The sequence below is a fragment of the Pseudomonas fluorescens genome, from assembly GCF_902497995.1.
GTDB lineage: Bacteria > Pseudomonadota > Gammaproteobacteria > Pseudomonadales > Pseudomonadaceae > Aquipseudomonas > Aquipseudomonas fluorescens_BK.
The window spans coordinates 67,940-91,901 of sequence record NZ_CABVII010000002.1; the positions used below are offsets into that span (position 1 = coordinate 67,940).

15 protein-coding genes and 1 pseudogene are annotated in these 23,962 nt (G+C 60.1%); 12 read left to right on the top strand and 4 right to left on the bottom strand.

All coding sequences use genetic code 11. From position 1 onward, the window contains the following. The first annotated feature begins 63 nt into the window (after positions 1 to 63). The 4 genes and pseudogenes from putP to F8N80_RS02335 all read left to right on the top strand — a co-directional run bounded on the left by putP (position 64) and on the right by F8N80_RS02335 (position 6,102). The gene (putP, locus tag F8N80_RS02315; protein ID WP_150783147.1) at positions 64 to 1,548 is read left to right on the top strand and encodes a sodium/proline symporter PutP; all 1,485 of its coding nucleotides are present in this window, start codon (positions 64 to 66) and stop codon (positions 1,546 to 1,548) included. Positions 1,549 to 2,449: 901 nt separating this feature from the next. After that, positions 2,450 to 2,779: a hypothetical protein gene (locus tag F8N80_RS02325; RefSeq protein ID WP_150748106.1), complete on the top strand. Its 330-nt coding sequence runs from the start codon at positions 2,450 to 2,452 to the stop codon at positions 2,777 to 2,779. Positions 2,780 to 3,104: 325 nt separating this feature from the next. Further along, a pseudogene (locus F8N80_RS02330) lies at positions 3,105 to 5,051 on the top strand (RHS repeat-associated core domain-containing protein); the annotation flags it as partial. Positions 5,052 to 5,262: 211 nt separating this feature from the next. After that, complete coding sequence (locus F8N80_RS02335) at positions 5,263 to 6,102, top strand: 23S rRNA (adenine(2030)-N(6))-methyltransferase RlmJ (RefSeq protein ID WP_150748104.1); 840 nt, start codon at positions 5,263 to 5,265, stop codon at positions 6,100 to 6,102. Positions 6,103 to 6,251: 149 nt separating this feature from the next. On the opposite strand, the gene msrA is transcribed toward F8N80_RS02335, so the two are convergent. The 4 genes from msrA to aceE form a co-directional block, all read right to left on the bottom strand. Next, positions 6,252 to 6,899 (bottom strand): peptide-methionine (S)-S-oxide reductase MsrA, encoded by a 648-nt coding sequence (gene msrA / locus F8N80_RS02340; protein ID WP_150748103.1) that lies wholly within the window; start codon positions 6,897 to 6,899, stop codon positions 6,252 to 6,254. A gap of 107 nt (positions 6,900 to 7,006) precedes the next feature. Then, positions 7,007 to 8,401, bottom strand: a complete 1,395-nt coding sequence (locus tag F8N80_RS02345; protein WP_150783149.1) for an alkaline phosphatase D family protein — start codon at positions 8,399 to 8,401, stop codon at positions 7,007 to 7,009. Between the two features lie 291 nt (positions 8,402 to 8,692). Next, on the bottom strand, positions 8,693 to 10,657 hold the full coding sequence (gene aceF / locus F8N80_RS02350; protein WP_150783150.1) for a dihydrolipoyllysine-residue acetyltransferase: 1,965 nt from the start codon (positions 10,655 to 10,657) through the stop codon (positions 8,693 to 8,695). 11 nt (positions 10,658 to 10,668) lie between these two features. Then, positions 10,669 to 13,314 (bottom strand): pyruvate dehydrogenase (acetyl-transferring), homodimeric type, encoded by a 2,646-nt coding sequence (gene aceE, locus F8N80_RS02355; protein WP_150743861.1) that lies wholly within the window; start codon positions 13,312 to 13,314, stop codon positions 10,669 to 10,671. Between the two features lie 383 nt (positions 13,315 to 13,697). Between aceE and glnE the strand changes: the two genes are divergently transcribed. The 8 genes from glnE to F8N80_RS02400 all read left to right on the top strand — a co-directional run bounded on the left by glnE (position 13,698) and on the right by F8N80_RS02400 (position 23,942). After that, positions 13,698 to 16,637, top strand: a complete 2,940-nt coding sequence (gene glnE, locus F8N80_RS02360) for a bifunctional [glutamate--ammonia ligase]-adenylyl-L-tyrosine phosphorylase/[glutamate--ammonia-ligase] adenylyltransferase (RefSeq protein ID WP_150783151.1) — start codon at positions 13,698 to 13,700, stop codon at positions 16,635 to 16,637. Positions 16,638 to 16,983: 346 nt separating this feature from the next. Then, positions 16,984 to 18,018 carry a lipopolysaccharide heptosyltransferase II gene (waaF, locus tag F8N80_RS02370; RefSeq protein ID WP_150743863.1) on the top strand — a complete coding sequence of 345 codons (1,035 nt, stop codon included), beginning with the start codon at positions 16,984 to 16,986 and terminating at the stop codon, positions 18,016 to 18,018. 1 nt (position 18,019) lies between these two features. After that, positions 18,020 to 19,081 carry a lipopolysaccharide heptosyltransferase I gene (gene waaC / locus F8N80_RS02375; protein WP_150743864.1) on the top strand — a complete coding sequence of 354 codons (1,062 nt, stop codon included), beginning with the start codon at positions 18,020 to 18,022 and terminating at the stop codon, positions 19,079 to 19,081. Further along, positions 19,081 to 20,205, top strand: coding sequence for a glycosyltransferase family 4 protein (locus tag F8N80_RS02380; RefSeq protein WP_150783152.1), 1,125 nt, complete (start codon positions 19,081 to 19,083; stop codon positions 20,203 to 20,205). Before waaC ends, F8N80_RS02380 begins: the two co-directional genes overlap by 1 nt. Beyond that, positions 20,202 to 21,008 (top strand): lipopolysaccharide core heptose(I) kinase RfaP, encoded by an 807-nt coding sequence (rfaP, locus tag F8N80_RS02385; protein WP_150743866.1) that lies wholly within the window; start codon positions 20,202 to 20,204, stop codon positions 21,006 to 21,008. The genes F8N80_RS02380 and rfaP overlap by 4 nt, the downstream gene beginning before the upstream one ends. Continuing rightward, entirely contained in the window at positions 21,008 to 21,742 is a 735-nt protein-coding gene (locus F8N80_RS02390; protein ID WP_150743867.1) for a lipopolysaccharide kinase InaA family protein, read from the top strand. Before rfaP ends, F8N80_RS02390 begins: the two co-directional genes overlap by 1 nt. Then, on the top strand, positions 21,739 to 22,491 hold the full coding sequence (locus F8N80_RS02395; RefSeq protein WP_150743868.1) for a lipopolysaccharide kinase InaA family protein: 753 nt from the start codon (positions 21,739 to 21,741) through the stop codon (positions 22,489 to 22,491). The genes F8N80_RS02390 and F8N80_RS02395 overlap by 4 nt, the downstream gene beginning before the upstream one ends. Beyond that, entirely contained in the window at positions 22,491 to 23,942 is a 1,452-nt protein-coding gene (locus F8N80_RS02400) for a lipopolysaccharide kinase InaA family protein (protein ID WP_150743869.1), read from the top strand. Before F8N80_RS02395 ends, F8N80_RS02400 begins: the two co-directional genes overlap by 1 nt. The last annotated feature ends 20 nt before the right edge of the window (positions 23,943 to 23,962 follow it).

Sequence of the window (23,962 nt, forward strand, 5' to 3'; positions counted from 1 at the left end):
CCATCGTTTGCGAGCGGTTCACCAGCCGCCGCTACATAAAAACAAAGCCAGGGCATCACTTAAATGAGCGTAAGCAATCCAACCCTGATCACGTTCGTGATCTATATCGCAGCAATGGTGCTGATCGGCTTCATGGCCTATCGCTCCACCAACAACCTTTCTGACTACATTCTGGGCGGCCGTAGCCTGGGCAGTGTCGTGACAGCATTGTCCGCCGGCGCCTCCGACATGAGCGGCTGGTTGTTGATGGGGCTGCCTGGCGCTATCTACATGTCCGGTCTTTCCGAAAGCTGGATCGCCATCGGCCTGATCGTCGGTGCTTACTTGAACTGGCTGTTCGTTGCGGGTCGTCTGCGTGTGCAGACCGAGCACAACGGCGACGCACTGACCCTGCCGGATTACTTCTCCAGCCGTTTCGAAGACAAAAGCGGCCTGCTGCGGATCATCTCCGCCGTCGTGATCCTGGTGTTCTTCACCATCTACTGCGCCTCCGGCATCGTGGCCGGTGCCCGTCTGTTCGAAAGCACCTTCGGCATGTCCTACGAGACGGCACTGTGGGCCGGCGCTGCAGCGACGATTGCCTACACCTTCGTCGGCGGTTTCCTGGCCGTGAGCTGGACTGACACCGTACAAGCCACGCTGATGATTTTCGCGTTGTTGCTGACGCCGATCATCGTGCTGCTGGCCACCGGCGGCGTCGACACCACGTTTCTGGCGATCGAAGCGCAAGATGCCAGCAACTTCGACATGCTGAAAAACACCACCTTCATCGGCATCATCTCGCTGATGGGTTGGGGCCTGGGCTACTTCGGCCAGCCGCACATCCTCGCGCGCTTCATGGCGGCGGATTCGGTCAAGTCGATTGCCAAGGCACGTCGCATCTCCATGACCTGGATGATCCTGTGCCTGGGCGGCACCGTGGCGGTGGGCTTCTTTGGTATCGCTTACTTCTCCGCACACCCTGACCTGGCCGGTCCTGTAACCGAAAACCACGAGCGTGTGTTCATCGAACTGGCGAAAATCCTGTTCAACCCGTGGATCGCCGGTGTGCTGTTGTCGGCCATTCTGGCGGCGGTGATGAGTACCCTGAGCTGCCAGCTGCTGGTGTGCTCGAGCGCCCTGACTGAAGACTTCTACAAAACCTTCCTGCGCAAAACCGCTTCCCAGGTTGAACTGGTCTGGGTCGGTCGCGCCATGGTGCTGCTGGTTGCCCTGGTCGCCATCGCGTTGGCCTCCAACCCGGAAAACCGCGTATTGGGTCTGGTCAGCTACGCCTGGGCCGGTTTCGGTGCAGCGTTCGGCCCTGTCGTCCTGATCTCCGTGATCTGGAAAGACATGACCCGCAACGGCGCACTGGCCGGTATCCTCGTTGGCGCGATCACCGTGATCGTGTGGAAACACTTCGAGGTGCTGGGCCTGTACGAGATCATCCCGGGCTTCATCTTCGCCAGCCTGGCGATCTACATCGTCAGCAAGCTGGGCGCGCCGACTGCCGGTATGCTTTCGCGCTTCGCGGCTGCCGAGGCAGATTTCCGCCTGAACAAGTGATTGTGATGGGTTGAATTCTTCCTGTAACAGTTAAAAAAAAAGGCTCGCAACTTTATAGTGCGGGCCTTTTTTGCAAGCCTGGTCCGAAAAACAGGCATTGGCCCCAATGCCAGTCAGTTAAGCGAATGCGGCCCCTGTAGGAGCGAGCTTGCTCCGGGCGGCGTTCCGACGATGGTCGTTAACGATAACGCGTGTTTACTGATTAAACGCGGCGCTCTTGAGTCCATCGTCGGAACGCCGCCCGGAGCAAGCTCGCTCCTACAATTTCCTTAACTGACCGGCATTAGGCATTGGCCCTCCAATATCTGTGGTCCTTTTCAGTATTGGTCGTGAGACATGTCCTGATTTTCTCGGCCATCTTGAGTTCCCTCTCTGTCCACGTACTTTGCGTTAAGTCACTCATCCCGAGTCGGCTTACCCATCGTTAACAGTGATGCGCTTCCCATGACCGGGGCGTCATTTCTTGAAGCGTGCGCTAGGTATTTCAAGTCCCGATTCATTGCTGGACTGGAGCTGGTGCCTTACGGCAGGTTGCAGAGGGCGCTGTGGTCCAGTGGGTTGGTCCGCTGCGAATTTTCTGGGCAAGGTCTTCGGAAGTTTCCTTCAAAACGTAACGGTTTCCATGAACTGGTGGAGTGTAGGTTTCATGGATAGTCTTTAGTGGTCACTGACAATTCAGTGGTGGGGTGTAGGAACCCGTTAAGACCAGAAGAACGCTTTGGCGTCGACAGCTGATTTGCGGCCACAAACGTGCGCCCGTAAGATCTATTGCGGCGGCTGTGCGCGGGCACGCTTCGGCGTGGTCGAGTTCTCTGGTCTCGATATTCCTACCCCGCGTATGGCTGCCACCCAAGCCTGTAGGAAGGCCGATGGTAGCCCCGCTTCTACCAGAGGTTAGAAAATGAAAACAATTCATCCGGATCCACCCTACGAAAAACCAACCCCCCATCCCGACAACCGCTTCATGGCATTGACCAGCAACTGCACTGACATGCCTACCCTGTTCGTTGACACCCACGCGCCACTCGACATCCTCACCGACGCCGCCAGCCACAGAATCCGCGCAGTGACCCAGGTGCTCGAGAATCTGTCCATGCGCGGCTCGATCGAGTGCGAGTCCTTCATCCTCAGCGACTTTGCCTTGCTCTGTGCCATTGCGTTGCGTGATGGCTGCGATGTGCTGGATGTGGTCGGTCGGCGGTTGCGGGCGCGGTCTTCAGCAGGGGCGTAGGCGTCGTCACAAGATCCAGAGGCAAATTTCCGTCTGAACAAGTGATCGGGATTAGCTGAGGCTCTGACCATTCAAAAGCAAGAAAGCGGCCCGCTTCCTGTTAGAGGCGGGCCGTTTTTTTATGGGTGCAGGGAAATGTCTGTAGTCATTTGTCCCGATTGTTGTGGGAAACGGCTCTACAAAAGCAGGACATATCTGAATTTTCTCACTGCTCCTCAACACCCGTACTCGCTGATGCAGAATCGCTCGTCTTCACTCTGCAGAGACACATCGGATGTTCGTTCCTGCTAATCAACTGCCTTTCACGTCAGCGTTCGACAGCCTTGACCTCACCGATGCGACCGAGCCCGACAGCCCTGGCAGCGACTATCGCCTTGATGAAAATGGTCGATTGCTGTCGATCCGCTATCCGGACAACAGCCAGCATGTGTTCGTTTGGCATGGTCCGGCCCAATTGGTCGAAGAAACGCTGCCGGACGGTGGTCGGCGGCGTTTTACTTACGATGCGTTGGGGCGGCAGGTAAGCCGGCAGGATGAACACGGTGCCATCACCCGTTACCGATGGGACGCCGACGGCCGTCTGATTCAGACGACGCTCGCCAGCGGCGCCAGTCGCGAGTTCAGTTATGACGCCGATGGCCGGATCACCGCCGAGCGCGATGAGCTCGGCCACGTCACGCGCTACGAATACGCAGCCGATTGCCAGCTCATCAGTCGCCGGACCAATCCCGACGGCACGCAGCTGCGCTATCGCTACGACACAGTACTGCGGTTGCTCACGGCAATCGAAAACCAATCCGGCGAACAGTATCGGCTGGAGTACACGGCCAGCGGTCTGATCCGCCAGGAAACCGGGTTCGACGGTCGTCGCACTGCGTACCTCCATGACCCCAATGGTCTACTTCTGGAAATAACCGAGTTCGGCGATGACGGCGTGGATTTGATCACCCGCTATCAGCGCAACGCCGCAGGGCAGGTGCTGGTCAAGACCTTGCCCGACGGTAATAAGGTCGGTTATCGCTACGATGACCGCGGCCGACTGGTCCGCATCGATGACGGTCAGGCTCATTCGCTTGAGCTGGAGTATGACCGGCAGGGCCGCCTGATCTGCGAGCGCCAAGGCCGGGGCACACTGCGTTATGGCTACGACGCCTGCGGTCAGCTCAATCACCTGCGCCTGCCTGACAATAGCCAGATCGATTACCGACACGCCCAGGGCGGCACGCTGATGGCCATCGATCTCAACGGCGCACGGCTCACCACCCACGCATTCGTCTTTGGCCGTGAGCAGCAACGCCAGCAAGGTCAGCTGAGCAGTCAGTACCACTACGATGAGCAGGGGCGGTTGCAAGCCCACGCGATCAACCAGCCAGCCCGGCCCCTGTACATGCGTCATTACTGCTACACCGTCAACGGCAACCTCGCCTCGATCGCCGACAGCCGTCATGGGCAGCGCAGCTATTACTACGACGCGCGCAATCGTCTGGTCCGGGTGCGCCACACCCGAGGCGACCCGGCGCAACGCTTCGTCCATGACCCTGCCGATAACCTTCTGATGCAGGATCGACAAGGTCCGGCCACCTTCAAAGGCAACCGCCTGCTCATGCATGGCGATAGCCATTACGACTACGACGCCTTCGGTAACCTCATTCGTGAACGCCGCGGCATCGGGCAAAAAATCGTCACCGAATACCATTACGACTGCCAGCACCGGCTGATCGGCATCACGTTCCCGGATGGCCGCAGCGCCAGCTACCGCTACGATGCCCTCGGTCGTCGCATCGGCAAAACCGTCGACGGCAACACCACCGAGTTCTTCTGGCAGGGCGACCACCTCGTGGCCGAATGTAGCCGGCATCATTACCGTAGCTACCTTTACGAACCCGGCAGCTTCCGCCCGCTGGCCTTGCTCGACGGCAAAGGTCCGTACCAGGCCTGCGCGTTTTATTACCAGCTTGATCACCTGGGAACGCCGCAGGAACTGACGAGTTGCGCTGGCGAAATTATCTGGTCGGCCAAGTACGACGCCTTCGGCAAAATCATCCACCTGTCGTTGGCAGGGGTGGATCGGTTCGACCAGCCCTTGCGTTACCAGGGGCAGTACTTCGATACCGAGAGCGGCCTGCATTATAGCCGGCATCGCTACTACAGCCCGGATACGGGGCGCTACCTGACTCCCGGCCCGCTCAACCTGGAGGGTGGTTTGAACCCGTACCGGTACGCGCCGAATCCGACAGGTTGGATCGATCCATTGGGGGTGGCTTGCCAGCCGTGGCCTGCAGAGAAGGGGCGGCGGAATCTCCGGGCGATGTTATCGGACGTTTCCGAGAGCGGTAGTGAAGCGAGGTCAAAAAGAAGTATTTGACCGTCTGCGAGGTGCCGGATGTGCTCGGGCGGTTGTTGTCACAACCACCCGCTCGGCTGCGAACCCCTGACGTCCAGCCCCGTACAAGGTAAACTTGCCGCCCTTCGCAGGAGCAGCCATGAATTATCGTCACGCCTTCCATGCCGGCAATCACGCCGATGTGTTCAAACACCTGACTTTGACCCGCCTCATTGCCTTGATGGCGCGCAAGGAGCAGCCGTTTGCCTATCTCGACACCCACGCCGGCATTGGTCTGTATGACCTGCAGGGCGACCAGGCCAGTCGTACCGGTGAGTACCTGGAAGGCATCGCGCGGTTGTGGGATCAGCCGGATCTGCCGGCGTTGACCGCTGATTACATGAAGGTGCTGCACGAGATGAACCCGGATGGGCAGTTGCGCTATTACCCGGGGTCGCCGGAGTTGGCGCGGCGTCTGACCCGTGCGCAGGATCGGGTGTTGCTCAACGAGAAGCACCCGGAGGATGGTGTGTTGCTCAAGGACAACATGAAGGGCGATCGTCGGGTGAAGGTGCATCTGGGCGAAGGCTGGCATGTGCCGCGCGCGATGTTGCCGGTGCCGGAAAAGCGCGCGGTGATGTTGATCGATCCGCCGTTCGAGCAACTCGATGAGATGCAGCGTTGTGCGGCGTCGTTGAAAGAGGCGATCGGCCGGATGCGCCAGACGGTGGCGGCGATCTGGTATCCGGTGAAGGATCAGCGCATGTTGCGGCGTTTTTATCAGGATCTGGCTGGCACGGGTGCGCCGAAGTTGTTGCGGGTGGAGTTGCTGGTGCATCCGCTGGATACGCCGAACAGCCTGAATGGTTCGGGGTTGGCGATTGCCAATCCGCCGTGGGGGCTGGAAGAGGAATTGCGTGAGTTGCTGCCGTGGTTGTCCAGGAAGCTTGGACAGACCCAGGGTGGGTGGCAGATGGATTGGTTGATCGCCGAGAGTTGATTGCTGATCAGATGTTTTGATGGTGTCTGACCGGACGCCTTCGCGAGCAAGCCCGCTCCCACAGTAGGTCTATGTCGATCACAAAAGCGTGGTCAGACACAGATCAATGTGGGAGCGGGCTTGCTCGCGAAGCTTTTAGCGATCTGAAATCAGATCGGGCAGGTCACGCCTGTACCGCCAATCCCGCAGTAACCCTCGGGATTCTTGGCCAGATACTGCTGGTGATACGCCTCGGCGAAGTAGAACGTCGGAGCTTCGTCGATTTCGGTGGTGATGGTGCCTTTGCCCGCCTTGGTCAGTTCGGCCTGGAACACCTGCTCGCTGTGCTTGGCGGCTGCCAGCTGAGTCGGGTTGGTGGCGTAGATGACGGAGCGATACTGCGTGCCGATGTCGTTGCCCTGGCGCATGCCCTGGGTCGGGTTATGCAGTTCCCAGAACATCTTCAGCAGCTCGTCGTAGCTGACTTTTGCCGGCTCGTAGACCACCAGCACCGCTTCAGTGTGGCCGGTCAGGCCCGAGCAGACCTCTTCATAGGTAGGGTTCGGAGTAAAACCGCCGGCGTAACCCACTGCGGTACTGACCACGCCCTCGCGCTGCCAGAAGCGACGTTCCGCCCCCCAGAAGCAGCCCAGGCCGAAGATGGCGAAATCTACATCGGTAACGAACGGGCCCAGCAGCGGGGCGTCATGGACGAAGTGTTTTTCCGGCACGGTCATTGGCGTTTCGCGGCCAGGCAGGGCTTGTTCTTTGGTAGGGAGCACGTTTTTGTTTACCAGAATTTCCGAGCGCAGAACCATCGTCAGTCCTCTCAGTCAGGTTGGGATGTAAATAGTCAGACCACCAGTGTGCCCAATGCCGTCCAGTTACGCACTATCTCTGTGGGAGCGAGACCGGCTTGCCGGGCTTAACGCAATCGGATGTTTGTCGTTTGCAGCAGATTGCCGTCCCGGTCGTGATAACTGACGCGGATCTGTTCTGCATCGACGATCAGGTGGGCGAAGTTGTCCTGGCTGATGACCGCGCCGGTCAGTTCGTACCGATAGTCCCCGGCAGGGGTTCGGGCCAGTGGTTGATCGAGGATGAAGGTGGACGCGTTGGCATAGGGCAGCATTTTGCTGTTGCACAACGGCGAAGACACGATGGTGTGAACCTCAAAGTCCGGGTCTTCGCTGTGGGTCAGTCGACTGGTCAGTGAACCGTGAATATCGCCGGAAATGAAAAAGACGTTCTGAATACCTTGTGTACGAATAGTCTCAAGCAACCGTAGCCGCTGCTCGGGAAAGGCTTGCCAGGCGTCTTCGCCCTGGCGTTTGCGGTCGGGGTAGAACATCACGCTGGTCACCACGAATTTGACCCGGGCGGGGCTGCGGACCAGCCAGTCGCACAAGGCTTGCTCCTGGGTGTCGTCGAGGATGCGTCGATCATCGGTCGAGAGATTGCGCCGTGTTCGACTGTCGGTGACAAACCATTCGATATCGCCTTCGGTAAATTGATACCAATACTTTTCCAGTTTTGTGTTTATTTGTCCGTTGTCCGCCAGTTCGTGTGCCGGGCCATGGCTGGCCTGATACAGTTCATAGGCGCTGATTGCGTTGGCATATAAGTACTCGTCGCACGTGCTTTTATTGGCGGGCCAGTTGTCTTCGATTTCATGGTCGTCAAGGATCATGTAAGTGGGCAGGCTGGACATCAATGTTGCGATGTTGGGCTGCGAAAAAGCCGTGCGGTACTTGTGCAGAATTTCTTTGTATTCACGATCAGGGGCGATGGCGTTCAGGTCATCGACATAGATCTGGTCGCCTGTCATCAACAGGGCACTGACGGGTGGGTCGGCCTGCTCTGCCAGTCGGGAAACGGAAGCGAATATCCTGTCCCCCAGATGAGGTGCGATGGCAATGCCTGCGGTCATGCGCAGGTAGCGGCAGGATCCGACGATGTAAGCCCGTGGCCGTGTGGCCCGGGGTGAGCGGGTACGAAAGCGATGAATCGGCGGCGGCCATTGCAGCGCCAGCTCCGTCACCGTCTCCACGGTATGCACCGGGCTCATCGGGCTGAACCAGCCGGCCTGATACTCGTAGTCGGTATCGGCTGCAAGATCGTTGAGGGCGATGACTGCGCACATGTCGCGACTGCTGTCGAGTTTTGCAAAGACACCGGTGGACCAGCGTTTTTCTCCTGTCCGTCGATAACGAACGCCGGCAAATACCAACGCATCTTTGTGTGAGTTTCCACGCAGGAATATACGCGTGTGATTAGTTGTTGTATGGCCAAGGATAGGGCCCACTGTAGGTTTTAACATGATCGAATCCATTCAGCTTGCTGCTAATTAGGCAGGTTTTGTTTCAGCGGTTTATTTGCAAGTCTTACAACTAAGGTTAGTTATTTGACCTTGAAAAATATCGAGCTGAAATGGATGCGAGTTGTGGGCGATGTCAGCCACAAATGTAGGAAGGCAACTCTTCAGGTATCTCTTCAGGTAAAAGCGCCAGGCAAAAAAAGCCCCGCCAAATGGGCGGGGTTGAGGTACGAGCGTGGCGCTCGGAAATCGTGGAACGCAACGGGCCCTCCGGTGAGGGAGGGCCGGTCGGTGTTACAGCAGGATGGTGCGGATGTCCGCCAGCAGGGCGCTCAGACGCTGGGTGAAGCGTGCAGCAGCGGCGCCATTGATCACGCGGTGATCGTAGGACAGCGACAGCGGCAGCATCAGTTTCGGCTGGAAGGCTTTGCCGTCCCAGACTGGCTGGATGGTTGCCTTGGAAACACCGAGGATCGCCACTTCCGGCGCGTTGACGATCGGCGTGAAGCCGGTGCCGCCAATGTGGCCGAGGCTGGAAATGGTGAAGCAGGCGCCTTGCATGTCGTCAGCGGTGAGCTTCTTGTCGCGGGCTTTGGCAGCCAGCACAGCCGCCTCAGCCGCAAGCTGCAACAGGCTCTTCTGGTCGACGTTCTTGATGACCGGTACCAGCAGGCCTTCAGGCGTATCCACCGCGAAGCCGATGTTCACGTATTTCTTGCGGATGATCGCCTTGCCGCTTGGCGCCAGCGAACTGTTGAAGTCCGGCAGTTCCTTGAGCATGTGCGCGCAGGATTTGAGCAGCAGCGGCAGGATGGTCAGCTTGACGCCGGCCTTCTCTGCAACGGCTTTCTGAGCGACACGGAACGCTTCCAGGTCGGTGATATCAGCCGAATCGAACTGAGTCACGTGCGGAATGTTCAGCCAGCTGCGGTGCAGGCTCGACGCGCCGATTTGCATCAGGCGAGTCATCGGCACTTCTTCGATTTCACCGAAGCGGCTGAAGTCCACGACCGGAATCGGCGGGATACCCGCGCCACCGGTTGCACCAGCAGCAGCAGCGGCCGGTGCTTGCTTGGCCTTCTGCATCATGGCCTTGACGTAAACCTGCACGTCTTCCTTGAGGATGCGACCGTGCGGACCGCTGGCGCCGACGGCGTCCAGTTCGACGCCGAATTCACGGGCCAGTTGGCGTACAGCCGGGCCAGCATGAACCTTGGCGCCCGGTTTGGCCGGTGCAGCAGCAGGCGCGGCCGGTGCCGGAGCAGCAGGCGCAGCGGCGGCTGGAGCTGGAGCACTAGGAGCAGCAGCGGCGGTCGCCGGGGCAGCAGCAGGTGCAGCGCCTTTGACTTTCAACTTCAGGATCAGGTCGCCAGTACCGACTTCGTCATCCAGCTTGATGGAAACGCTTTCCACCACGCCGGCGGCAGGCGATGGAATTTCCATGCTCGCCTTGTCGGATTCCAGGGTGATCAGCGACTGGTCGGCTTCAACGGTATCGCCGGCCTTGACCAGGACTTCGATGATCTTGGCCTTGCCTGCCGAACCGATGTCCGGGACGTGAATGTCCTGAACGCTGTCGGCAACCGGTGCAGCCGCGGCGGCTGGCGCAGGAGCAGCGGCAGCAGGCGCAGCAGCCTGGGCTGGCGCGGCAGCGGCAGGGGCCGCAGCACCCGCCACTTCCAGGTCCAGAATCAGGTCGCCGGTGCCGACTTCATCGTTGAGCTTGACGCTGATGGCCTTGACCACGCCAGCGGCAGGCGACGGGATTTCCATGCTGGCCTTGTCGGATTCCAGGGTGATCAGCGACTGATCAGCCTCGACGGTGTCGCCGACCTTGACCTGGATCTCGATGATCTGGGCCTTGCCCGACGAACCGATGTCCGGCACGTGCACTTGCTGAACCGAAGCGGCTGCTGGCGCAGCAGCAGGCGCGGCCGGCGCCGGAGCAGCAGCCGGTTTCTCTTCAGCCTTTGGCGCTGGCGCAGCGGCAGCCGCAGCGGCAGCCGCAGGGGCGGCAGCAGCGGCACCTTCGACTTCCAGTTCCAGCAGTTCGTCGCCTTCTTTCAGGCGATCGCCCAGTTTCACTTTCAGGCTTTTGACGATGCCGGCCTTGGGAGCAGGCACTTCCATGCTCGCCTTGTCCGACTCAAGTGTCAGGATGCTCTGCTCGGCTTCGATACGGTCGCCGACCTTCACAAACAGTTCAATTACTTCACCTTCACCGCTGCCGATGTCAGGTACGCGAATGAGTTCGCTCACAGAGTGTCTCCTCAGCAGTCCAGTGGGTTGCGTTTTTCCGGGTTGATCCCGAACTTGGCGATGGCTTCAGACACCACCTTGGGTTCGATATCACCACGGTCAGCCAGTGCTTCCAGGGCTGCCAACACCACGAAATGACGGTCGACTTCGAAGAAGTGACGCAGCTTCTTGCGGCTGTCACTGCGGCCGAAACCGTCGGTGCCCAGGACTTTGAATTCCTTGGACGGGACCCACTGACGAATTTGCTCAGCGAACAGCTTCATGTAGTCGGTAGAGGCGATGACCGGACCTTTACGGCCGTTCAGGCACTCTTCGACGTAGCTCAGTTTAGGCTTCTGGCCCGGGTGCAGACGGTTGGTGCGCTCAACGGCCAGGCCGTCGCGACGCAGTTCGTTGAAGCTGGTAACGCTCCATACATCGGCGCCGACGTTGAACTGCTCGCGCAGAATCTTCGCCGCTTCACGGACTTCACGCAGGATGGTGCCGGAGCCCATCAGCTGAACGTGGTGCGCCGCTTCGCGGGTGTCTTCTTCGAGCAGGTACATGCCCTTGATGATGCCTTCCTCGACACCGGCCGGCATGGCTGGCTGCTGGTAAGACTCGTTCATCACGGTGATGTAATAGAAGACGTCCTGCTGCTGTTCGGTCATCTTCTTCATGCCGTCCTGGATGATCACCGCCAGCTCGTAGCCGTAGGTTGGATCAAAGGTGCGGCAGTTCGGGATGGTGGCAGCCAGGATGTGGCTGTGACCGTCTTCGTGTTGCAGGCCTTCGCCGTTCAGCGTGGTCCGGCCGGCGGTACCGCCGATCAGGAAGCCACGGGTACGGCTGTCGCCAGCGGCCCAGGCGAGGTCGCCGATACGCTGGAAGCCGAACATCGAGTAGAAGATGTAGAACGGCAGCATTGGCTGGTTGTGGCTGGAGTACGAAGTACCGGCAGCGATGAAGGAGCTCATGGCGCCCGCTTCGTTGATGCCTTCTTCGAGGATCTGGCCCTTCTTGTCTTCTTTGTAGAACATCACCTGGTCTTTATCGACTGGCTCGTAGAGCTGGCCGACGGAGGAGTAGATGCCCAACTGACGGAACATGCCTTCCATACCGAAGGTACGGGCTTCGTCGGGGATGATCGGCACGATACGCGAACCGATTTCCTTGTCCTTGACCAGCTGCGCGAGGATCCGCACGAAGGCCATGGTGGTGGAAATCTCACGGTCGCCCGAGCCGTCCAGGATAGCCTTGAGGGTATCGAGTGGCGGCGTCGGGATGTCGAAGCTCTTGGCGCGACGCTGTGGCACGAAACCGCCCAGCGCGGTGCGGCGCTCGCTCAGGTAACGGGCTTCGGCGCTGTTTGGCTCCGGCTTGAAGAACGGCAGGTTTTCCAGCTCGTCGTCCTTGACCGGAATGTCGAAGCGGTCACGGAACAACTTCAGGCTGTCGACATCGACTTTCTTGGTGTTGTGCGCGGTGTTTTTCGCTTCGCCGGCACCGGTGCCATAACCTTTGATGGTCTTGGCCAGGATGACGGTGGGTTGTTCTTTGTGGTTGACCGCTTCGTGGTACGCCGCGTAGACCTTGTACGGGTCGTGACCACCACGGTTGAGTTTCCAGATCTCGTCGTCGGACAGGTCTGCAACCATCGCCTTGAGTTCTGGCGAGTTGAAGAAGTGTTCACGCACGAACGCGCCGTCTTTGGCTTTGTAGTTCTGGTACTCGCCGTCGATGACTTCGTCCATGCGACGTTGCAGGATACCGTCGACGTCTTTGGCCAACAGTGGGTCCCAGAAACGGCCCCAGATGACTTTGGTCACGTTCCACTGAGCACCGCGGAACACGCCTTCGAGTTCCTGGATGATCTTGCCGTTGCCGCGAACCGGGCCGTCGAGGCGCTGCAGGTTGCAGTTGATGACGAAGATCAGGTTGTCGAGCTTCTCACGGCCAGCCAGCGAGATCGCGCCCAGGGATTCCGGCTCGTCGCACTCGCCGTCGCCCAGGAAGCACCAGACTTTTTGCTTGCCTTCAGGGATGAAGCCACGGGCTTCCAGGTACTTCATGAAGCGTGCCTGGTAGATCGCCTGGATCGGGCCCAGACCCATGGATACAGTCGGGAACTGCCAGAAGTCAGGCATCAGCCAAGGGTGCGGGTAGGACGACAAGCCCTGGCCGTCGACTTCCTGGCGGAAGTTGTTCATCTGGTCTTCGGTGATGCGGCCTTCCATGAACGCACGGGCGTAAACGCCTGGCGAGGTGTGGCCCTGGAAGTAGATCAGGTCGCCGCCATGTTCGTCGGTCGGAGCCTGGAAGAAATAGTTGAAGCCGATGTCATACAGGGTCGCACTGGAGGCGAAGCTGGAGATGTGACCACCCAGGTCAGAATCTTTCAGGTTCGTGCGCATTACCATGGCCATCGCGTTCCAGCGTACCAGCGAGCGAATGCGGCGTTCCATGAACAGGTCGCCAGGCATGCGTGCTTCGTGGGTAACGGGGATGGTGTTGCGGTAAGGCGTGGTGATGGCGTAAGGCAACTGCGAACCGCTGCGGGTCGCGAGTTCACCCATACGGGTCATCAGATAGTGAGCACGGTCTTCGCCTTCTTTGTCGAGAACCGATTCCAGGGCGTCCAGCCATTCCTGGGTTTCGACGGGATCGAGGTCTTGCATGGCTTGCTCCAGGGCGGAAAGGCTTCCAGAATCGGTTGCCTGAGTTTGCGACTGGCCTTGTGGGCAGACGATATAAATTCTTGGATTGCCGAGAGGTTGTTCCGGCGGCGTGTAGTTTTACTACAAATCAGCGGGCATTTCAGCCTTTCGAATGTATAGACGAGTAGTAAAACTACAGATGAGCGGCTTGTGGCCTCCGGCTGCGTTGTGAGAATAATCGTTAAGGTTGGTCTTTTACCAACCAGAAAAGGTGAAAGCTTGATGCTGTCTGCCAAAAAACAAGAAATATCAGCTATTTCTAACCTTTGTTCGACAGTCGATCAGGTAGTGTGTTTTCGCGAATCACTACATGCAGCCCCCTACACGCCGATCAAGGATAGACCATGAGCCTCCCTTCGCTTGCCGAACTGCCCGCCGTGCTCCTGCCGTTTGTCACCCGTGCCGAGCAGTCGTTCCGTACGGCGGCCGCCGAACTGGACGACGACCGGGGGCTGTCCGGCTGGACGCCTGAACGCTGGGCACAATTCGCCCGGGTCACCGCTGCCAGCGACTTCGTGATTGAACAGAGTACCCGCGACCCTTCCATGTTGCTGGAGCTGGTGCAGTCCGGCGAACTGGACCGCCATTTTGCGCCCGGTGAGTTGTGCGGGCAGATTGCGGCAGCGGTGAGCGCGGTTGAAACCGACGATGAGCTCGGTCGCGCCCTGCGCCGCCAGCGTAATCGCCACCAGGTGCGAATCATCTGGCGCGACCTGACCCGTCAGGCCGACCTGGTCCAGACCTGCCGCGACCTCTCGGACATGGCCGATGCGAGCATCGATCAGGCCTATCAGTGGTTGTACTCGCGGCATTGCCAGCAATTCGGCGTGCCGACCGGCCGGCGCAGTGGCGAACCACAACAGATGGTCATCCTCGGCATGGGCAAGCTCGGCGCGGTGGAGCTCAACCTGTCGTCGGACATCGACCTGATCTTTGCCTACCCCGAGGGTGGAGAAACCGTCGGCGTGAAGCGTTCGCTGGATAACCAGGAATTTTTCATTCGTCTCGGCCAGCGTCTGATCAAGGCGCTGGACCCGATGACGGTCGATGGCTTCGTGTTCCGTGTCGACATGCGCCTGCGGCCATACGGCTCGGCGGGCGCCTTGGTGCTGAGCTTCAACGCACTGGAGCAGTATTACCAGGATCAGGGTCGCGACTGGGAGCGCTATGCCATGATCAAGGCGCGGGTGGTGGCCGGCGATCAAGTGGCCGGCGCACAGTTACTCGACCTGTTGCGGCCGTTCGTTTACCGGCGTTATCTGGACTTTTCGGCCATCGAAGCGCTGCGCACCATGAAGCAGCTGATCCAGCAGGAAGTCCGGCGCAAGGGCATGGCCGACAATATCAAGCTTGGCTCCGGCGGGATCCGTGAAGTCGAGTTTATCGCCCAGGCCTTTCAGCTGATTCACGGTGGTCGCGACCTGAGTCTGCAGCAGCGTCCGCTATTGAGCGTACTGAGCACACTGCAAGACCAGGGTTACCTGCCGCCGGCGGTGATCAGCGAATTGCGCGAAGGCTACGAATTCCTGCGCTACACCGAACACGCCATCCAGGCGATTGCCGACCGCCAGACTCAAATGCTGCCGGACGGCGCTCAGGATCAGGCGCGCATTGCCTTGATGTTGGGTTTCGACGATTGGGCCGCTTTCCATGAACAGCTCATGTATTGGCGCGGTCGGGTGGCGTGGCACTTCGGTCAGGTGATCGCCGACCCCGACGAAGAACAAGGCAGCGAAAGCGAAGTGGTGGTCGGCGGTGAATGGCTGCCGCTGTGGGAAGAAGCCCAGAACGAAGAAGCGGCATGCCGTCAATTGGAAGAGGGCGGATTCACCGATGCCACCAAGGCGCTGAAAGCCTTGGCCGGCCTGCGCGGCAGTCCGCAGTTGCGCGCCATGCAGCGCCTGGGACGCGAGCGCCTCGATGCCTTCATTCCGCGCTTGCTGGCGCAAGCCGTAGAGCACGCCAATCCCGATCTGGTGTTGGAACGGGTGCTGCCATTGGTTGAAGCCGTGGCCCGCCGTTCTGCGTACCTGGTGTTGCTGACCGAAAACCCTGGTGCGCTACGACGCTTGTTGACCCTGTGCGCCGCGAGCCCGTGGATCGCCGAACAAATCACCCGCTTCCCGCTGCTGCTCGATGAATTGCTCAACGAGGGCCGGTTGTTCAAGCCGCCCTTGGCGCCGGAGCTGGCCGCCGAGTTGCGCGAGCGCCTGACACGGATTCCCGAGGACGACCTCGAACAGCAAATGGAAGCCCTGCGGCATTTCAAACTGGCGCACCGCTTGCGGGTGGCGGCCTCGGAAATCGCCGGCAGCCTGCCGTTGATGAAAGTCAGCGATTACCTGACCTGGCTCGCTGAAGCGATTCTCGAACAGGTATTGGCCCTGGCCTGGCGCCAGACCGTGGCCAAGTACGGCACGCCACTGCGCACCGACGGCACTGTGTGCGATCCCGGCTTCATCATTGTCGGTTACGGGAAAGTCGGTGGGCTGGAATTGGGGCATGGTTCGGACCTGGACCTGGTGTTCATCCACGACGGCGATCCGCAGGCGGAAACCGACGGGCCCAAGCCTATCGACGGCGCCCAGTTCTTCACTCGGCTCGGGCAGCGGATCATTCACTTGCTGACGACCCAGACCAACTCCGGTCAGCTCTACGAAGTGGATATGCGCCTGCGTCCGTCCGGTGCTGCGGGGTTGCTGGTGAGCTCCCTGGGGGCGTTTGCCCGTTATCAGGAAAACGAAGCCTGGACCTGGGAACACCAGGCATTGGTGCGGGCGCGGGTACTGGTGGGCAGTGAGGATGTCGGCCGGGCGTTCGAACAAGTGCGTGCCGCCGTGCTGGGCAAATCACGAGACCTGGCGACCTTGCGTCAGGAGGTCAGCGAGATGCGCGCCAAGATGCGCGATAACCTCGGCAGCAAGAGCACCGCGGCAGGCACCGGGGCAAACGCCTTCGAGGCCACGGCGCCATTCGATCTCAAGCAGGACGCCGGAGGTATCGTCGATATTGAATTTATGGTGCAATACGCGGCTCTGGCGTGGTCGCAGACGCACCCGTCATTGCTGCGCTGGACCGATAACATCCGCATTCTGGAGGGGCTGGAGGAGGAAGGGCTGATGCCCGCCGAAGACGCCAGCCTGTTGCGTGAGGCCTATAAAGCCTACCGCTCCGCCGCCCACCGGCAGGCCTTGCAGAAGGACCCCGGCGTGATACCCGGCGACCAGTTCGCGGACGAACGACGGCAGGTATTGCGGATCTGGAAAGAGTTGGGATTAAGCTGAAATCGGATATTTGAAACACCCAATACCCCCTGTGGGAGCGGGCTTGCTCGCGAAAGCGGAGTGTCAGTCGACAGTGATGTTGGATGTGATGGCCCCTTCGCGAGCAAGCCCGCTCCCACAGTTAATCTGCGGTGTTTGGTGGATTGAAGCAGCTAAACTACACCGCACTGGATGTGCACCAATACCCAATGTGGGAGCGGGCTTGCTCCGGGCGGCGTTCCGACGATAGCGCAGTGACAGTCGACAGTAATGTTGAAGGTGATGCCCCATCGCAAGCAACCCTGCTCCCGCAGTGATTCTCGAGGCGGGGAGGCGTATGCCTCCCCGGTTCGTTTATGGAAACCACATGAAAATTCTGATCGTTGGGCCCAGTTGGGTCGGTGACATGGTGATGGCGCAGACACTGTTTCAGTGTCTCAAGCAGCGCCACCCGCAATGCGAAATCGACGTGCTGGCCCCCGAGTGGAGCCGGCCGATTCTCGAGCGCATGCCCGAAGTGCGCCAGGCCTTGAGCTTTCCGCTCGGCCACGGTGTCCTGGAGCTGGCGACCCGTCGACGCATCGGCAAATCCCTGGCCGGACAGTATGACCAGGCGATCCTGTTGCCCAATTCCCTGAAGTCGGCGCTGGTGCCATTTTTTGCCGGCATCCCGAAACGCACCGGCTGGCGTGGCGAGTTCCGTTATGGCCTGCTCAATGACGTGCGCGCGCTGGACAAAGAACGTTACCCACTGATGATCGAGCGCTTCATGGCCCTGGCTTACGAGCCCGGCCTTGATCTGCCCAAACCCTATCCACGGCCGAGCCTGCAAATTGATCCGGTCAGCCGGGAGGCGGCACTGGCCAAGTTCGGTCTGACCCTCGACCGTCCGGTGTTGGCGCTGTGCCCCGGTGCCGAGTTTGGCGAATCCAAGCGCTGGCCGTCCGAGCACTACGCCAAGGTCGCCGAAACGAAGATTCGTGAGGGTTGGCAAGTCTGGCTGTTCGGTTCGAAGAACGATCATGCCGTCGGTGAAGACATCCGGTCGCGGCTGATTCCCGGCTTGCGTGAAGAGTCGGTGAACCTCAGCGGCGGCACGTCGCTGGCCGAAGCCATCGACCTGATGTCCTGCGCCGACGCGGTCGTCTCCAACGACTCCGGCCTGATGCATGTCGCCGCCGCGCTGAATCGCCCGCTGGTGGCGGTCTACGGCTCGACCTCGCCGGGCTTCACACCGCCATTGGCCGAACACGTGGAGATCGTGCGCCTGGGCATCGAATGCAGCCCATGCTTCGATCGCACGTGCCGCTTCGGCCATTACAACTGCCTGCGCCAGCTGATGCCGCAAGCGGTGAACGAAGCCTTGCAGCGGTTGCAGGGCACTGTGGTCGAGGTCAAATAATTTGCGGGTTCTGTTGATCAAGACTTCTTCGCTGGGCGACGTGATTCACGCGTTGCCAGCGCTGACCGACGCGGCGCGAGCGATCCCCGGCATCCAGTTCGACTGGGTGGTGGAAGAGGGTTTTGCCGAAATTCCGACCTGGCACCCGGCCGTGGGCAAAGTGATTCCAGTGGCGATTCGTCGCTGGCGCAAGAATATCTGGCAGACCATCAAGAGTGGCGAGTGGAAGCGCTTCAAGCAAAGCGTTCGCGCCACCAAATATGACTTGGTGATCGATGCCCAAGGCCTGCTGAAAAGCGCGTTGCTGACCCGTTACGTCAAAGCTCCGGTTGCCGGGCTGGACAAGGATTCGGCGCGTGAGCCGATCGCGGCACGCTTTTACTCCCGGCGTCTGGCCGTGGCCCGTGGACAACACGCGGTGGAGCGGGTGCGTCAGCTATTCGCTGTGGCTTTGGGTTATGACCTGCCCAAAGGGTTGGGCGACTACGGTCTGAATGTCGAGCGACTGGTGGAATTGCCGCGCAAAAATCCTTACGTGCTGTTCCTGCACGGCACCACCTGGGACACCAAACACTGGCCTGAAGCCTACTGGCGCGAGCTGGCCGAGCGCGTAGGCTACCTCGGCGTGGCGGTGAAACTGCCTTGGGGCAACGCACTGGAGAAGGCCCGTGCCGAGCGCATCGCCAAAGACCTGAAACACGTCGAAGTGCTGCCCAAGCTGAACCTGGCGGGTGTCGGCAAGGTGCTGGCCGGCGCACAAGCCTGCGTCGCGGTGGACACTGGTCTCGGGCACCTCGCCGCGGCGCTGGATGTGCCGACGCTTTCGTTGTTCGGTCCGACCAACCCGGGCCTGACCGGTGCCTATGGCAAGTCGCAGATTCACCTGGCCAGCGACTTCCCTTGCGCGCCGTGCCTGCAAAAGAAATGCACCTATCAACCGACGGCGGAAGATCTGCGCCAGTTCGACCTGAAGCGTGAGTGGCCCCTGTGCTTCACGCGTCTGAACCCCGAGCGTGTCGCGAGCCGATTGAGCACGTTGTTACTGGCTGAGGAGCTGCGCTGATGCAATTGGCATTTGTCTTGTACAAGTACTTTCCTTTTGGTGGCTTGCAGCGCGATTTCATGCGCATTGCCCTGGAATGTCAGCAACGCGGCCACCAGATTCGCGTCTACACGCTGATCTGGGAAGGCGACATTCCACCGGGTTTCGAGGTATTGGTGGCGCCGGTCAAGGCGTTGTTCAACCATCGGCGCAACGAAAAGCTCAGCGAGTGGATGGAAGCGGACCTGGCCAAACGCCCGGTGGACCGCCTGATCGGTTTCAACAAGATGCCGGGCCTGGACGTTTATTACGCCGCCGACGGCTGCTTCGAAGACAAGGCGCAGAATTTGCGCAACTCGCTGTACCGTCGCTGGGGCCGCTACCGGCACTTCGCCGAGTACGAGCGCGCGGTGTTCGCCAGGGACGCCAAGACCGAAGTGCTGATGATTTCCGAAGTGCAGCAGCCGCTGTTCATCAAGCATTACGACACGCCGCTGGAGCGTTTCCATTTGCTACCGCCAGGTATCTCCCAGGATCGTCGCGCGCCAGCCAATGCCACCGAGATTCGGGCCGATTTCCGTCGTGAATTCAACCTCAAGGACGATGAACTGTTGCTGGTGCAGATCGGTTCCGGGTTCAAGACCAAGGGTGTGGATCGCAGTCTCAAGGCGTTGGCCGCCTTGCCCGCCAATCTGAAGAAGCGCACCCGGCTATTTGTAATTGGCCAGGATGACCCCAAATTGTTCCAGATGCAGGGCGCCGCATTGGGGCTCGGCGACAACGTGACGTTCCTCAAGGGCCGTAGTGATATTCCGCGTTTCCTGCTCGGTGCCGACCTGCTGATCCACCCGGCGTATAACGAAAACACCGGGACCGTGTTGCTCGAAGCCCTGGTGGCCGGGTTGCCGGTGCTGGTGAGTGCGGTCTGTGGTTATGCCCATTACATCACCGAGGCTGATGCCGGTCTGGTGCTGGACGAACCTTTCGATCAGGCGCAGTTGACTCAATACCTGACCGGTATGTTGAACGACGATCAAGCGCGGGCGGCCTGGAGTCGCAACGGTCTGGCCTTCGCCGAGACGGCCGACCTCTATAGCATGCCGCAGCACGCGGCCGATGTGATTCTGGCGGAGCACGTGCAATGAAGTTGATGCTGGCTGAACCGTTCAAGAGCCTCTGGGCCGGACGCGACCCGTTCGCCGAAGTCGAGAAGCTCGAGGGCGAGGTGTACCGCGAGCTTGAAGCGCGCCGCACTCTGCGTACCGTCGTTGACGGCAATGGCTTTTTCGTGAAGATCCACCGCGGCATCGGCTGGGGCGAGATCGTCAAGAACCTGATCACCGCCAAGCTGCCGGTGCTCGGTGCCGGCCAGGAATGGAAGGCCATTCAACGCCTGCAGGAAGTCGGCGTGCCAACCATGACCGCCGTCGCTTACGGCGAGAAAGGCAGCAACCCGGCGGATCAGCACTCGTTCATCGTCACCGAAGAGCTGGCACCCACCGTCAGCCTCGAAGATTTCAGTATCAATTGGGTCAAGCAGCCACCCTTGCCGAAACTCAAGCGTGCGCTCATCGCCGAAGTCGCGCGCATGACCGGCATGATGCACCGCGCTGGCGTCAATCACCGCGACTGTTACATCTGCCACTTCCTGCTGCACACCGACAGACCGGTGACGGCTGAAGACTTGAAGCTGTCGATAATCGACCTGCACCGTGCCCATACCCGCCCGACGATTACCCAGCGCTGGCGCAACAAGGACCTGGCGGCGCTATATTTTTCGGCGCTGGACATTGGCCTGACCCGTCGCGACAAACTGCGTTTCCTCAAGGGTTATTTCCAGCAGCCCCTGCGCCAGATCCTCGGCGAAGAGGCTGGGTTGCTCAGTTGGCTCGAAGGCAAGGCCAACAAGCTCTATGAGCGTAAACAGCGATACGGGGACGCGCTCTGATGCCGGGTTGGATACTGGAGCCTGCTTACAGCGATCTGGCAGAAGATTTCGGCAGCCTCGAGGCGGTGTTTGCGCTTGAGGGTGAGCGATTGACCCACGACCCGTTGTCCGAGGTCATTCGCGTCAAGCGCAACGGCGTCAACTATTACGTCAAACGCTACGTCGGTGCGGGTAAAGGTCTGCGTCGTTACCTGGGCAAGCCCCGGGTCAAAGCCGAGTGGCAGAACCTCAAGCGCTTCGCCAAATGGGGCATTCCCACGGCCGAGGTGGTGGCCTGGGGCCTGGAACGGCGCGGTGCGGCTTACGATCGCGGCGCGCTGATCACCCGTGAGCTGCCCAATACCGAAGATCTATCCGCCTTGGCCGAACGGCATGATCCCAAGCTGGCGGACCGCGCCTGGGTCGACACCGTCAGTCGGCAGTTGGCCAGCTACACCCGGACCATGCACGATCATCGCTTTACCCATAACGATTTGAAATGGCGCAATCTGTTGATCGACGATCAGGTCCGGCTGTTTCTGATCGACTGCCCCAACGGCGATTTCTGGCGCGGCTTCTGGCTCAAATACCGCATCACCAAGGATCTGGCCTGTCTGGACAAGGTTGCCAAGTATCAACTGTCGGCCACCCAGCGCCTGCGCTTTTACCTGCAATACCGCCAACGGACCCGGCTCGATGCCGCCGACAAAAAACGGATCCGGCACGTGGTGAGATTTTTCGAGGGGCGCGAATGACTGATTTTCTGGCCGCTGAAGACCGGGCGCTGCTCGAGCGTCACGGCCTTGGCACCTTCGATGCACTCTGGGCCAGGCAACTCGACGCTGTGGATGAGCCCAACACCGCGCGCGGTGGCTGGAGCAGCGTGTATCGACTGGATCTGGAAGGTCAGGGTTACTACCTCAAACGCCAGAGCAACTATCAGATGCGTACCTTGCATGCACCGTTCGGTGAGCCGAGTTTTGCCCGTGAATTTCGCAACATCAGTCGCTATGAGCGCTTCGGGATTCCAGCATTGAAGGCGGTGTTTTTCGGTGAGCGCAAAGTCGACGGCGAGGTTCGGGCGATTCTGTTGACCCGTGCCCTCGACGGATGGGATGACCTGGATTCGTTGTTGCAGCGCTGGTCGGATTTGAGTGCAGCGCAGCACTCGATGATTCTGCAGGCCTGTGGGCAATTGGCCCGGTGCCTTCATGGCGCCCATCAGGTTCACGGCTGCTTCTACCCCAAGCATATTTTTCTCCAGGCCGCCGGCGACGGTTATCAGGCCCAGTTGATCGACCTGGAAAAAACCCGGCCGCTACTGTTCGGGTCGCGTGACCGGGCCAAAGACCTGGAGCCGTTGCTGCGCCGGGCGCCAGAGTGGAACGAAGCGCAGTTGCGCGAGTTGCTGGCCGCCTATCTGGAGCAACCCCGGGACAGCACGCTGATCGATAGCTGGCTGACCCGTCTGCACGCGCGACGCAGCCACAAGGAGACCCGCTGATGCGTTTGTCCGAGTTGAAAAATGCTGGCCGCAGTCCTGGCCTGCCAATGAGCATTTCACTGGCCGATGCCGCCGGTCCTGCCGAGTTGCAGTTGCTGAGCTTGCTGCGGGTCTTGCCCGGGCAGCGTTATGTCGGCGCCGGTGTCTGGCGCGGTCGGCCGGTGTTGGCCAAATTGTTGGTCGGCAGCAAGGCGGCGCGGCATTTTCAGCGGGAACTGGATGGCGTGCGTTTGCTCGCCGCCCAGGGCCTGACCACGCCGCAACTGTTGGCCGACGGCCTGAAAGAGGGCGAGGGCGGTTGGCTGCTGTTTGATTACCTTGAAGGCGCCGAGAGCCTGGGGGAGGCCTGGAAGCAGGTCGAGCAGTTGCCCGTGTTGGCCAATGAGCAATCGGCGGTCCTGGCTGATGCGCTGGGTGCGATTGGTCAGCTGCACCGCAAAGGCCTGTGGCAGGAAGACCTGCATCTGGACAATCTGCTGCGCCAGCGCGGCCGGCTGTATCTGATCGATGGCGCGGGCATCCGTGTCGAGACGGCCGGCAAACCGCTGTCGCGCCAGAAAGTGTTGGAAAACCTCGGGGTGTTTTTTGCCCAGTTGCCCCAGTCGCTGGAGCCCTTCACCGAAGAATTGCTGGTGTATTACCTGCTGAGCAACGGCGAGCATGCCTTGCCCATGGAAGCCTTGCAGAAACAGATCGACAAGGTTCGACGCTGGCGCCTCAAAGACTTGCTGATCAAGGTCGGCCGCGAATGCACGCTGTTCAGTGTCCAGCGCGGGGCGTTCGGCTTGCGGGCGATTCGCCGCGAGGAAGAAGCGGCAATGCTGCCGGTGCTGGAGCAGGCCGATGCGTTGCTCGATCAGGGCCATCTGTACAAGACTGGCGGTGCGGCGAGCGTCGGCAAGGTCGAGGTGGCTGGCCGTACGCTGGTGATCAAACGCTACAACATCAAGGGCTTCGCCCACTGGCTCAAACGCTTCTGGCGTCCGAGCCGTGCCTGGCATTCCTGGCGCGAAGGCAATCGGCTGGCGTTTCTCGGCATTGCCACGCCCAAACCTTTGGCGTTGCTGGAAAGGCGGTTTCTCTGGTTACGCAGTCGCGCTTATTTGATCACCGAACACTTGTCGGGGCCGGACATCATTGAGCGCTTTGCGCCGTACGTTGAGAGCGGCGATGCGCCGGAGGCTGAACTCGCGGCGCTGGATCATTTGTTTGCGCAGTTGATTGGCGAGCGGATCAGCCATGGGGATTTCAAGGGGCACAACCTGTTCTGGCAGGAGGATCGCTGGGCGCTGATCGACCTGGATTCGATGTGTCAGCATGGCTCGCTCAGCAGCTTTGCTCCGGCGTATGCGCGGGATCGGGCAAGGTTCATGCGTAACTGGCCGGAAGCCAGTGGCCTTTATCAAGTCATCGATCAGCGTCTGCCAAAAGACATCTCCAGCGCTACCTGAATCGCCTTCGCGGGCAAGCC